11 protein-coding genes and 1 rRNA gene are annotated in these 11,597 nt (G+C 41.2%); 4 read left to right on the top strand and 8 right to left on the bottom strand.

The features are described from left to right. Both rrf and MR041_RS14600 read left to right on the top strand, forming a co-directional pair. A 5S ribosomal RNA gene (gene rrf / locus MR041_RS14605) occupies positions 1-84 on the top strand; the annotation flags it as partial. Positions 85-352: 268 nt separating this feature from the next. Next, positions 353-853 (top strand): hypothetical protein, encoded by a 501-nt coding sequence (locus tag MR041_RS14600; RefSeq protein ID WP_242094989.1) that lies wholly within the window; start codon positions 353-355, stop codon positions 851-853. On the opposite strand, the gene MR041_RS14595 is transcribed toward MR041_RS14600, so the two are convergent. From MR041_RS14595 to rplS, 6 genes are all read right to left on the bottom strand, one after another. Beyond that, positions 850-1,086, bottom strand: coding sequence for a DUF6095 family protein (locus MR041_RS14595; protein WP_242094988.1), 237 nt, complete (start codon positions 1,084-1,086; stop codon positions 850-852). The two genes, MR041_RS14600 and MR041_RS14595, sit on opposite strands and share 4 nt — an antisense overlap. Continuing rightward, positions 1,061-1,891, bottom strand: coding sequence for an N-acetylmuramic acid 6-phosphate etherase (murQ, locus tag MR041_RS14590; protein WP_242094987.1), 831 nt, complete (start codon positions 1,889-1,891; stop codon positions 1,061-1,063). Before murQ ends, MR041_RS14595 begins: the two co-directional genes overlap by 26 nt. A 48-nt stretch (positions 1,892-1,939) precedes the next feature. Beyond that, on the bottom strand, positions 1,940-2,755 hold the full coding sequence (locus tag MR041_RS14585; protein ID WP_242094986.1) for a DUF4249 domain-containing protein: 816 nt from the start codon (positions 2,753-2,755) through the stop codon (positions 1,940-1,942). Between the two features lie 4 nt (positions 2,756-2,759). Further along, positions 2,760-5,135, bottom strand: coding sequence for a TonB-dependent receptor (locus MR041_RS14580; RefSeq protein WP_242094985.1), 2,376 nt, complete (start codon positions 5,133-5,135; stop codon positions 2,760-2,762). A gap of 68 nt (positions 5,136-5,203) precedes the next feature. Further along, the gene (locus MR041_RS14575; RefSeq protein ID WP_242094984.1) at positions 5,204-7,414 is read right to left on the bottom strand and encodes an NADP-dependent isocitrate dehydrogenase; all 2,211 of its coding nucleotides are present in this window, start codon (positions 7,412-7,414) and stop codon (positions 5,204-5,206) included. 843 nt (positions 7,415-8,257) lie between these two features. Then, positions 8,258-8,608 (bottom strand): 50S ribosomal protein L19, encoded by a 351-nt coding sequence (gene rplS, locus MR041_RS14570; protein ID WP_242094983.1) that lies wholly within the window; start codon positions 8,606-8,608, stop codon positions 8,258-8,260. Positions 8,609-8,811: 203 nt separating this feature from the next. Here rplS and MR041_RS14565 point away from each other — a divergent pair, with 203 nt between their 5' ends. Together MR041_RS14565 and MR041_RS14560 are read left to right on the top strand one after the other, a co-directional pair. After that, positions 8,812-9,186, top strand: coding sequence for a VOC family protein (locus MR041_RS14565; RefSeq protein WP_242094982.1), 375 nt, complete (start codon positions 8,812-8,814; stop codon positions 9,184-9,186). 94 nt (positions 9,187-9,280) lie between these two features. Next, complete coding sequence (locus MR041_RS14560; protein WP_242094981.1) at positions 9,281-9,931, top strand: TrmH family RNA methyltransferase; 651 nt, start codon at positions 9,281-9,283, stop codon at positions 9,929-9,931. Positions 9,932-9,978: 47 nt separating this feature from the next. Here the strand turns inward: MR041_RS14560 and MR041_RS14555 are convergent, their stop codons facing one another. Both MR041_RS14555 and MR041_RS14550 read right to left on the bottom strand, forming a co-directional pair. Beyond that, positions 9,979-10,614, bottom strand: coding sequence for a class I SAM-dependent methyltransferase (locus MR041_RS14555; RefSeq protein WP_242094980.1), 636 nt, complete (start codon positions 10,612-10,614; stop codon positions 9,979-9,981). Between the two features lie 150 nt (positions 10,615-10,764). Beyond that, positions 10,765-11,541, bottom strand: coding sequence for a carboxypeptidase-like regulatory domain-containing protein (locus MR041_RS14550; protein WP_242094979.1), 777 nt, complete (start codon positions 11,539-11,541; stop codon positions 10,765-10,767). Positions 11,542-11,597 lie beyond the last annotated feature (56 nt).

Here is an 11,597-nt window from a genome sequence, read left to right as displayed (position 1 = left end):
CACCTCTTACCATTCCGAACAGAGAAGTTAAGCCCGTTAGCGCCGATGGTACTGCATTAGTGGGAGAGTAGGTCGTTGCCTTTCTTGAAGGCCCTTCATTCTAAATGAAGGGCCTTTTCTTTTTTAAATTGTGATCATTACTTTATTATAATTTTCCTGATCGTTTTTTTTGCAATCAAATCTGTTATTTCCAAGAATTGAATCCCCTTTTTGAAGAGGGCAAATTAAACAGGGGTTTAATGGTCAATTGAATAGGTGTTCCAACCCTAGAAGATACCAAATGTAAGTTTGTTTCTGATTTTAGACTAAATGCATAATTTTTAATTGAATAAAATTAGTATTTTAGTCTTCTATGAACACCATTCTTCAGGCCACGCTAAAGACCCTTCAAAAAACAGAATACTTATTGTTAAACTTAGATGATGGAACATTGTCCGATGTGTCTGTTTCGCCCTACTATTCAAGTATAGGTGGCCATATACGTCATATTTTGGATTTTTATGATTGTATCCTGAATATGGATGAGAACAACAGAATTGATCTCACCGCAAGACAGCGAAACATAAATGTTGAAACCTGCTGCAATCATGCGTCAGATTATTTAAAGGGTATTATTGAAAGATTAAAAACCATGGAAACTCGTCCTGATTTAGAGGTTACGGTTACTGACGATCTGGGTATGGGCGCTACAGATATGCCCTATACGTATGGGGCATTACTGGCTCAGGCCAATAGTCATACCATTCATCATTATGCCATTATCAATTATATATTAGATCGCCTCGGACTTACCATGAAAGACCATAGCTTCGGATACAACCCAACAACGCCTCAGGCATCCGGTTTGAATTAACCCTTTTTAAACATGCTGTCCATTATGGTATGTATTCCTCGAAACCCGAGGTATACCGCTAAACAACATATAGCGATGGCAATCACCAACATAATCGTATCAATAGGAGCTGTTAATTTTGTTTGGGAAATATAAATCAGGCTTGGTCCGGTAAACATACAGATCAAAGAACCTCCCATTTGCTTCAGTCCTTTAACGAGTGTTTCTTTATGTGTTCGCTTGGTTTTGGTCATTATAATGTTTTATCGCACTGCGTACATTTCCAAATTGGTCCAATAGCTGCTGGGCCTCTTCCTCTGTAATATGCAATTCTTTCATAAGCATCTTAGTCCCTCTGTCGACAAGCTTATTGTTGCTCAATTGCATATCCACCATTTTATTGCCCTTGATATGCCCCAATTGAATCATGGTGGTGGTAGTAATCATATTCAGGACCAGTTTTTGGGCTGTTCCGGCCTTCATTCTTGAACTTCCGGTTACAAACTCCGGTCCTACAATGATTTCTATAGGGTATTTGGCCGTATTTGAAAGAGGACTATTGTTGTTACAGGTAATACAACCCGTAACAATATGGTGGGTATTACACTGTTGTAGCGCACCGATGACGTATGGTGTTGTTCCCGATGCGGCGATACCAACAACAACGTCCTTACTGGAGATGTTATACGCTTTTAAGTCTTCCCAGCCCTGGACGGTGGAATCTTCAGCAAATTCTACGGCATTTCTAATGGCGGTGTCCCCACCAGCAATTAAACCAATAACTAAATCGGGCGAAACACCAAAGGTAGGCGGACACTCCGAGGCATCCAAAATACCTAAGCGTCCACTGGTACCCGCACCAATATAGAACAGGCGACCACCTTGTTTCAATTGGTTGACAACCTGATGTACAAGGACCTCGATTTGCGGCAGCGCCTTCTCCACAGCCAAAGGAACCGTTTTGTCTTCATTATTAATGTTTTGAAGCAATTCAGGAATGCTCATCTTTTCAAGATGGTTATAATGGGAATCCTGCTCTGTGGTTTTTATAAAATCCATAGTTCAAAAATATACATTTTTACACTGACCAGCTTTACGAATAGGGGATTATTCAACCTCATAAATAAAGACAGAGGCCTCAGATAGCCTGAAATACCCCAGTGGGTAGTTTTCCGGATTGGTTTCATTGATGCAATTTCCGCGGACGGTTGCTGGTTGAACTTCAAAAGGATCGCCCTGTTCCTCATCGGTCTGTTGAAGTAAGATATTCATGAATTCATAAAATTGGTTGGAAATTCCAAAGTTTCTTATTTCAACGATATCGTTCGCCTTGAGATTTTCATCGGCATAGAAGGCAAAGATTTGATTGCCATCCGTAAATTCGTCATCATAGACTTCCAGAGTTCGGGTATTGTTTGCAGTATTTATGAATTCAAAGAGATAATAGTTCTCGATCCCCAAAGGATCGGTATAATAGGCTTCCAATTCGGTCTCATCACCCGCAAAACCACCGTTGTTATTCTGTTCTACAAACTCTATGGGACTTACAGACTGCAACTGTCCGGATGCCGTATAAGTTTCGTCATCATAAATTACGGTTAGAAAATAGAGGCCATCAATTCGGGGAATGAAGGCGTCATTAATATAGCTTCCCGTTCCATTTTCTTCGATAAAATCGAACCTGTTGTTAAACGTATCCGTTACATAAACGGTTGCCCCTGTAGCCGGAGGCACATCTGCATCATAAAAGGGGGCTGTCAGGCTTAACCTTATATGTTGCTCCTGGCCACTGGTCCCCTTGAACCAGTTTAAGCCGGCGTCGATGACCAGTCGTGGTTCGGAGGTCTCAAGTGCCACATCAATCACATCCTCACAAGATAAGAGACTCATACTCAACATGAAAAAGAAGCCATATTTTTTCATAGTTTCAAAACTTAAAATTATATGAGATTGACGGTACAATCCCAAATAGGGATAATCGTGTTGCCTCATTTTTCCCGTTCTCCTGATTTCGTCCAAAGGAAATGGAGTTGGCATTTCGTCTGTTGTAAATGTTGTAAAGACTGAATACCCAATAGGTTTTCCATGTTTTCGTTTTGCGCTTTTTCGGAGTGTAGGTGGCTGCCAGGTCCAGACGGTGATAGGAGGGCAATCTGTTACTGTTCCGCTTCCCGTAATTCGGAACGATCACACCGTTAAACGCATATTGTCCGTTAGGAAAAGTGGTGGGTTGCCCGGTCTGAAATAAAAAATTGCTGTTTAATTTCCATTTCTCATTGATTTCATAACTTCCCGTAACAGAAATATCATGTGTTTTGTCAAATGGAGTATAATACCATTCCCCATTATTGATACCGGTTTCCTCCGCGGTTCGACCTCCGGTCTGTTGTTCCGATTTCGATAGGGTATAGGCCAGCCAACCCGTCAGGCGACCCTCATTCTTTCGCAAAAGGAATTCCAGGCCATAGGCTCGTGCTCTACCATTTAAAATGGCCTGTTCGATGGCATTGTTGGCCACTAAATCGGCACCATCGATATAATCTATTCTATTTTTCAGCTTTTTATAATAGCTTTCAATCTCCATGGTATACCTCCTGTTTTTGAAATTTCGGAAATAGCCTATCGCCACTTGATCCAATAGTTGCGGTTTGATAAATTTGCCGCTGGGCGTCCAGACATCCAGGGGAGTTGGTGAGTTGGTATTCGATAACAGATGCAGGTACTGACTCATTCTGTTGTAACTCGCTTTTATAGAACTTGAAGAATTCAGTTGATAGGCCAATGAGAATCGAGGTTCTAAATTGGAGAATTTAGCGATGACATCACTGCGTTTATAGTTTGTAACTCCTATGGGATTGGCTTTCTCATAGATCTGGAAATCGGTGTTAAACACCACAGCCTGGTCATTCTCATAAACATTCAGTTCATCTTGTCCCAAACGATGAAACATACTGAACCGTAATCCGTAGGATAAGGATAATTTATTGGATAATTTATGTTCTGCATCCAGATAAAGGGCACTTTCCACGGCGTATTTGTCTATGAGTTTAAAGGGATTGATGCCTGAGGTTTCAGTAGTTGGAGTGATATTTCCCGGATTGAATTTATAATAGATGCTATTTAATCCGTACTGTAATTTAAAGTTGTTGCTGATATAATGTTTAAAATCGTACTTCAGGTTAAAATTCCGAATGCCTGAAACCCAATCAAATTCTACAAAACCCAGTTTTAAATCGTAATGATAGTTGGAATAAATGAGTGATAGATTTGAAAAGAGTTTGTCCGAAAACAAATGGTTCCATCTGAAATTAAAAACGGCATTCCCATAGGCGTTTTCAAAAGCATCCTGAATGCTGAAGACATCACGCCCAAAATATCCCGACAGATAGATATTGTTGCGATCATTGATCTTGTAACTTAGTTTTGTATTCAGATCGTAGAAATAGGCAATGTTGTCCAGATCGAACAGTGGTAAAAATAGATGGGCATAGGTCGATCGTCCACCAAATAAAAACGATCCTTTATTTTTTTTCAGGGGGCCTTCAGCCAGGAGTTTGCTGCTCACCGCTCCAATGCCGCCATTCATATGGAAGGCATTGCTGTTCCCTTCCTTCTGATAAATATCCAGTACCGAAGACACTCTGCCACCATAGCGCGCCGGAATACCGCCTTTGTATAAGCGTAGGTCTTTAATGGCATCCGGATTAAATACGGAGAAAAAGCCAAACAAATGGGACGAATTATAAAGAATAGCCTCGTCCAGAAGAAATAAATTCTGATCGGCCGCACCCCCTCTGACATTAAACCCGGATCCCGATTCTCCTCCTGTGGTCACACCCGGTAATAGGGTAATGGCTTTAATAATATCGGATTCACCGAGCACCATGGGTATTTCTTTTATGGTGGCTGAAGATAATCTATTGACACTCATTTGAGGGGTTTTAATAATGAGTTCATTGAGATCCCTGGTTATGACAACTTCCTCCAGACTTTCAGTGGATGGTACTAAACTAAAGTTTTTTACCAGGTCTCCTGACAAGGTAATGGTCTCGGAAACGGAGTTAAATCCGAGATAGCTCACAACAATGGTATAGGTGCCTTCGGGCAGTGTTATGGAATAGAAACCATATTCGTTTGTAGCCGCTCCGGATTGAATTTCAGGAAAGACAACATTCACACCAATCAGGGTTTCATTACTGCTCTCTTCTGTAATAAGGCCTCGTAAGGTATATTTTTCCTGGGCATTTACAATGAGGCCATTTAGCAAAAACGATAAAATGATCCAAAGAAACCTGTGATGCATGCAAAATTTTTGATAAAAATAAAAAAAAGCCCCTAAATAGGAGCTTTAAATGCACGGTTTTAGTTTAATTAATCTATGATATCATTCAAGGTCGCATTCGGTCTCATGACTTGATTTGCGAGATCATCCTCCGGCAGGTAATACCCGCCAAGAGACACCGGAACACCTTGGATACCGTTTAATTCGTTTACAATGGTATTTTCCTTATCCGACAATTGCCTGGCCACAGCTGTAAATTCGGCTTTGAGCACTTCGTCTTTCGATTGATTTGCCAGCTCTTGAGCCCAATACAGGGCCAAATAGAAATGGCTGCCTCGGTTATCCAATTCCCCGGCCTTACGAGAGGGGCCTTTCTTGTTTTCCAGAAGTTGTTCGGTAGCCTCATCCAGAGTTTCAGCCAAAATTTTGGCTTTTTCATTCTGGTTCACTTCACTAAAATGTTCCAGCGAAACGGCCAGAGCCAGGAACTCACCCAGGGAATCCCATCGCAAATGATTTTCTTCCAACAATTGCTGCACATGTTTGGGTGCAGATCCTCCGGCACCGGTTTCAAACAAGCCACCGCCATTCATTAATGGCACGATTGAAAGCATTTTGGCACTGGTTCCCACTTCCAATATCGGGAATAAATCCGTTAAATAATCCCTTAGCACATTCCCTGTTACGGATATCGTATCCTTGCCCAATCTTAACCGCTCACAGGTAAAGGTTGTGGCTTCAATAGGAGATAGGATTCTTAAATCCAGGCCTTCTGTATCGTGGTCTTTTAAGTAGGTATTCACTTTTTTAATGAGTTCCGCATCGTGCGCCCTCTGCTCATCCAACCAGAATACGGCAGGTGTTTGCGATGCCCTGGCACGATTTACGGCTAGTTTTACCCAATCCTGAATCGGGGCATCTTTGGTTTGGCACATCCTCCAGATATCACCGGTCTCAACCTGATGTTCCATTAAAGTCTTTCCTTCGGAATCGATAACCCTTACTGTGCCATTCGAAGCAATTTCAAAGGTCTTGTCATGAGATCCGTACTCTTCGGCTTTCTGTGCCATAAGGCCCACATTGGGCACCGTGCCCATGGTTGTGGGGTCAAAGGCGCCATGCGTTTTACAGAAATCTATGGTTGCAGCATACACACCGGCATAGCTGCTGTCCGGTATGACCGCTTTGGTATCCTGTAATTGCCCATCGGCATTCCACATACGACCGGAAGTGCGAATCATGGCCGGCATGGAGGCGTCTATAATAACATCGCTAGGTACATGTAAATTGGTGATGCCTTTATCGCTATTTACCATGGCAATAGCAGGTCCGTTCTTATAGGTTGCCGCGATATCTTCCTCGATTTCCAATCGTTTCGGTTCAGGTAATTCCTTTATGCGTTCTAACAAATTACCCAATCCGGAATTGACATTTACGCCAAGGGCTTCAATCGTTTTGCCATGCTTTTCAAAAACAGCTTCAAAAAAAGCTCTCACCGCATGTCCGAATATAATGGGATCGCTAACCTTCATCATCGTACCTTTCATATGTAAAGAAAACAGCACGCCTTTATCCCTTGCATCTGCAACCTGTTCCTTCAAGAAACGAATCAAGGCTTTTTTACGCATGACGGTGGCATCAATAATCTCACCTTTTTTTATTGGGAAGGTATCTTTTAAAAGCGAGACTTCACCATGTTCATTGATATGTTCAATTTTGATGCTAGTGGCTTCGGACAGCGTAACGGATAGTTCATTATGCGCAAAGTCGCCTTCAGACATGGTAGCCACATGAGTTTTTGAATCGCTTGACCAGGCACCCATGGAATGCGGATTCTTTTTAGCGTAGTTCTTAACGGCTTTCGGGGCGCGTCGGTCACTATTGCCCTCACGCAATACAGGATTTACAGCACTGCCCTTAACCTTGTCATAACGTGATTTAATTTCTCGTTCAGTGTCATTGTTCGGTGTGTCAGGATAATCCGGAACGGCAAATCCTTTGTCCTGAAGTTCCGATATCGCTCCTTTTAATTGTGGTATAGAGGCGCTTATATTGGGCAGTTTAATAATGTTTGCTTCCGGTTTTGTAGCCAGTTCACCCAAAAATGCCAGATCGTCAGATACACGTTGGTCTTCTTTTAAAAAATCAGGAAAAACAGATAATATTCGAGCGGATAAGGAAATATCTCGTGTTTCAATTGTTATGCCAGATGATTTTACAAATGATTTCACAATGGGCAAAAAAGAACGCGTCGCTAAGGCCGGAGCTTCATCTGTTTTCGTGTAGATAATTTTTGACATCCGTGTCTGTATTTTAATTTAAATAAAGTGAATAATAGGATTAAGAATAAGTGCCGTTTTTGGCGTTGCGAATATACAAAAAAATGACAGTTTATTGGCCTTAAAAAGATGCGAATACGAGAGATAATTCGCTAATTAAATCGAAGTCAAAAAAAAGTAACTCCTGATGTGCAATCCACAAAAATAAGATGGTAAAATAATAAAAAAACAAAAGCCATATCACTGTAGATTTGCATCTACTCTGACATGGCTTTCTTTGAAATAACATTCCGTGACCTATTTGGCACTGCTGCCAACTCGATTTGAATTTTCATCATATCTTTTCGGTTCAAGTGCAGTTATTTCAATGAAGCATTCGTGCAATGTTCAAAATGTATTGACGTATTACTCAAAATGCTCCAGTTTAACTGTCTTCCTTGATGCTCTCTCGCTATCCATTCGCTTGCGCGTTTGCACAGCGCTTAAGCATTGTCCGCATCGGCAGTACTACTACTTTGCGGGCTTTCAACCACCTTAGTTTCCACTCGCTTGCGCAGGTGTTCTTTTTGCAGTATCATGATTCTTCGCTTACGCACGCATACACGTGGCACCTCCAAACCTCAAAAGACAATTATATTAAAGAACGTTACTTTAATTTCGAATCTCCGCGAATTCATTTTTTAAGTGAAACCAAAACAAGTTTGTCTTCGATTCTTTCGCTAATATAAATCAAGAATTCAAAAATGCAAATTTTTCCCCTTCTTAAATATCAACCGTTTATGAACCGTAGTTATTAACAATAGTTAATAAAAAAAGCCTTGAGTTCTCAAGGCTTTTTAAATATATGTTGAAACATAAAAGGATTTATGCTCTGCGTTCTTTAATACGCGCTTTTTTACCAGTAAGACCTCTGAAGTAGAAGATGCGCGCTCTTCGCACCTTACCGCGCTTGTTGACTTCAATTTTCTGCAAAGCAGGTAAATTAACAGGGAAAATACGCTCGACACCTATGGAGCCTGACATCTTTCTTATCGTGAAGGTTTCGGAAGCTCCGGAACCTCTCCTTTGAATAACAGTTCCTCTAAAAAACTGGGTTCGGGTTTTATTACCCTCCTTAATTTCGTAATATACGGTAATCGTATCTCCGGCTCCAAACTCCGGCAAGTCCTTTTTTGTAACAAATTCGTCTTGAACAAATTTTACTAAAGATTCCATATCTTTAAATTTAAATGGTTGATCCGAAACAACATTCACGATTTTCGCCAGAGGTTAATCCGAAATTGGCTGCAAAAATAATTATTAATTACCAATTTGCAATATTTTGATTCTGTTTTTTTAATTCTTTTTTTCACTTCGTTTCAATTTTTAACACAGCTAATTTTTGTAAATTTAACATAGCTAATCAAACTTGTATAAACATGAAAAAGAACATGATAGGTTGGTTCGAGATACCCGTTAGCGATATGGATCGTGCAAAAACCTTTTATGAAACGGTCTTTAATATCGAAATTAGTGTTCATGATTTGGGTGGTTTGCTCATGGGGTGGTTTCCGGATAGAGGTGAAGCGCACGGGGCCCAGGGCACTCTAATTAAGCAGGATTCATATATCCCGAGCAAAGAAGGCGTGCTTATTTATTTTATGAGTGATGATGTGCAAAATGAACTCGATCGTGTCGTTCCTGCCGGGGGGGAGATCTACCAGCCCAAAACACAGATTTCACCGGAATACGGCTACATGGGTGTTTTTATTGATAGCGAGGGTAATCGTATTGCCTTACATTCCAAACAATAAAAAGACATTCCTGGCCGAACGATTTGTTCCTGCTTTTTGAGCCGATATGCGGCTCGTTTTCTGACGAATTGCCAAATAGGATTACTTTTATGGAATGATTGACCTTACATTATTATACCATCTGGAATCGTACTTGTCTGATCGGCGTAGACACAAATTCTTTCAGGTGTTACAACAGCGCACCAAACATGTCACCGTCGCTATTGAGGATGTGTACCAATTACACAATACGAGTGCGGTATTGCGGAGCTGCGATGTATTTGGAATCCAGGATCTGCATGTTATTGAGGAACGGAATACCAAACGTATCGATAGAGAGATTGCCATGGGTGCTCAGAAATGGGTAGATATTCATCGGTATAACTCGGCGATGGATTGTATTAAAACATTAAAGCATCAGGGGTATCAGATCGTGGCCACCACACCACATGCCAGTGATTGTGCATTGCAGGATTTCGATGTGACCCAAAAATCCTGTTTTTTCTTTGGGAGGGAAACTGAAGGCCTTTCAGATGAGGTGATACATCAGGCAGATCAATGTTTAACAATTCCTATGGTCGGTTTCACTGAAAGTCTGAATATTTCTGTTTCAGCAGCTATAATTTTACAACAGATAACAAGCAGGTTAAGGCAATCGGATGTGCCCTGGCAATTGAGCGCATCGGAGCAGTTGGAGAAGCGTTTGGATTGGTGTAAGAAAACCATTAAGAGTTATAAGGATATCGTGGATCGCTTTTATGAATAGACAGTCGCTGCATTATTTGCGAAATCGTTTATAGATCGTAATTTGCCTTAGGCCTCCATTTTGCTCGCTATTAAAATGGTATGCGTTTCATAGGTCGATTCAGATAGGGTGTAGGCCACTTTAAAGGTCTTTAAGTCCTTAAAATGTAACTTTAAAAGTTGCTTTTTTAGATCCTCAAGCTGGTGATAGTACATGTAAACCCTTCCCATATGACTTCCCTTAAATCCCGATGAAGCCGGTCTCCCTTCTACAAAACTTAAATACAAACGCCCATTTCTGTTTAATAATTGCTGCGCATTATTGAGGAGGTCCGCACACGCTTCCGACGATAAGTAAGGCAGGCAAAAGCCACAAATTATGCCGTCGAAGTTGGTGGTGAGTTGGTCGATATGGCGGCTATCCATAATCAGGAAATTTGCCGTGGGGTTATTCTTTTTGGCGCGTGCAATCATATTAGGTGCCAGGTCGATGCCCAGAATATCAAATTCAGGGTTTTTTGATAAAATGTATTTTGTAATGTTTCCAGGGCCGCAACCAACATCCAATAGCCTCGCATTTGGTGTGGGCATCCCTTTTAAAAAACAGTCGTAAGTATGGTCATACAGGTCCAATTGCATGAACTTGTCTTCGTAGATTTTGGCGACCTTATTCCATGTCGCCCTGGTTTCCCGTTCTTTGTCCATTTCACGATATGTTAGAATAGGCGAAGCCATTGATTATGATCAAGACCTGAACCTGAACGTTTTTGCTTGTTGTAGTTGTCGGTGTGTAGAATACAGCCATGCTTTAAGTGCATTACAGGCGTGTTGCATCCGCCGTTCAAAAAGGGATAGCTACAACCGTTTGCTTCTTCCGCGGCTGAGTACCTTGTACTCTTCATAGCATTCACTTATGGCATCAAGAATCTGAAGGTCATTGGCCGATCGTATAAAACCCTTGGAGTAGTTGCATTGACTCACAATTTCGTCTAAATCAACCCGGTCTACCTGTAGCAATACCGTTAGCATTTCTCTATCAAAGCGTGTGGCCAGCAAATTTCGGATTTCATCATCTTCCTTCATCTTTTTTAACTTGCGCATCTCGTTGGGTTTTTTTCCAAACATGCGGTGTAAGAAATCGGCCGGATTAAATATGGATCCCAGGATTTTATTCACCCCGGTCGGTTTTCTGGCTTCATATCCCGTACTGGGTAATCCTGAAATACTATAGCGGTAGTTCTCATTGATTATGGGGACTTGCTTGATATCTACTTCCAGGTACCCGGTGAGTCGCAATTGGTTTACCACCACTTCTTCCAGCGCCAGTGCCAGTTCAGTCAATTCAATTTCTGCATTGCCAAATTTTAACCAGTCGTTCGTCACTCTGACCTTGATCGATTTAAACCCTAAATAGGAAAAGTGCAGCGTGTCGTTAACCGCTGCTGAAATAGAAAATTCACCACTGCTATTGGTCGATGTCCCTATAACCTGGTTCAGATTAACAATATTCACATTTTCCAGTGGCGTACCGTCTGTAGCATTGGTAACAGTACCTATGGCCTTAGCGTCTTCCTGAGCAAGTGCTATCGCAGAAGACAGCATAAAGGTGAAAAGAAGTAGGTACTGTTTCATGGTCTTAAAATCAATGATAAAAATACTAAAGAAAAAATTAGTAATGTGACTGTAGC

The sequence above is a fragment of the Aestuariivivens sediminicola genome (genome assembly GCF_022662015.1).
In the GTDB taxonomy this organism is placed as follows: domain Bacteria; phylum Bacteroidota; class Bacteroidia; order Flavobacteriales; family Flavobacteriaceae; genus Aestuariivivens; species Aestuariivivens sediminicola.
The sequence above is the reverse complement of the archived record's forward strand: the minus strand, read 5'-3'. Positions and strand labels throughout refer to the sequence as shown.